Here is a 1,265-nt window from a genome sequence, read left to right as displayed (position 1 = left end):
TTGCCTGAAATCGTAATAGGTGCGTTTCTTTTTCCTGGTTCGCTATAAATTCCTTGAATTGGTGAATCATCCACACCAATAAAAAAATTCACTTCATCACCGGGTACCGCTGCCATGGGCGATACTCTGGCTGTAATAAAATGCCGTCCGCCATCAACGGACATGGCAAAGTCGGTTAAATTTTGAGTAGGAATGGCAATATACTGCTTGCCGGGGTTGTAATAGTGATATTTAGGTAAGTCATAAGCGGTATAAAACCGTTTTTGAATTAAGGTGTGAATATTATTTTTATCGTCATGAAACCAAATATGCCCACTGCAATTTTCGCCTTGTAGTTCAAGGTAGCGGTCAGCATCATAGCGGTAAATCACCTGCCGTTTGGTGCTGACATAATAGAATGAATCATCCAGCACTTCACCGTTTCGGGCAAAGCTATAAAAAAGTTGATACCCGTCGCGAGGTTCGGGTTTAGGTGGCATTAGCGGCATGGGTTCGGTCGGGGGGAACGGGGCAATATCCGACAAAATGACCACCGAGCCGACCGGTATTACAACCAGCGTAATGAATAATGTTATTAATTTTTTTTTCATCCGTTTGTTCCTTAATTGGCGGTGCCTAACCATTGTTGAAAGACTTCTAACAAGGGGTGGTTATCGGGCAGAATTGTGTCATTATCATCATAATCACATTGCATTTTATCCCAACCGGTGTAGTCATCAGGAATAGGGGGAATAGTGTCAGGAATGATTTGGCTGCGACCTAATATTTTTTTATGTTGATCCCGTTTTGATAACATATAGGGTGCTTTAGTTCCAAAGGGGCGTTCCGAGGCATGCAAATTGCCATCTTTAGCTAAAATAAAGGCTTGGTCATTAACTACATCGTATTGGGGAGAATCATGATCGCCTAGCCAGTACCCATCCGCTACATGGATGTTTCGAAATGAACGCCCCCCGTCAATGGAAGTATTAATCGCAGAGATATCAGATAAAGGGATAGAAATATAGTTTTTAGCAGGGTGTCGATAGGGTTCGGTATAAATTTCCCGAGAGCCGGCAGATAAAAGGTAATAAACTTGTTCTTTATCGTCAATGAAATAGAGTTGACCTTGGCAACGGTAACCGGTTAATAGCAGATAACGGTTTTCGTCAAATCGATAGACAACTTGTGACGGACTGACAACTTTGGGCTGGCGTAAATTATTGACTGGCGAAACCGCCCACACGCCCAATAAAAACAGCAGATAACTTGCTATTTGTACCAGT

At 42.5% G+C, this 1,265-nt stretch carries 2 protein-coding genes; both read right to left on the bottom strand.

Features of this window, described 5'->3' with window-relative positions:
* A partial coding sequence (locus tag A9G10_RS00975; protein ID WP_218837302.1) for a T6SS immunity protein Tli3 family protein occupies positions 1 to 590 on the bottom strand: 590 nt, incomplete at its 3' end.
* An 11-nt stretch (positions 591 to 601) separates the two neighbouring features.
* Positions 602 to 1,265: T6SS immunity protein Tli3 family protein (locus tag A9G10_RS12680; protein WP_065557837.1), on the bottom strand; the 664-nt coding region annotated here is incomplete at its 5' end.

This window comes from Gilliamella sp. wkB308 (assembly GCF_001690185.1).
Lineage (GTDB): Bacteria > Pseudomonadota > Gammaproteobacteria > Enterobacterales > Orbaceae > Gilliamella > Gilliamella apicola_I.
Note: the sequence above shows the minus strand (reverse complement) of the source record. Positions and strands in the feature narration are given on the sequence as shown.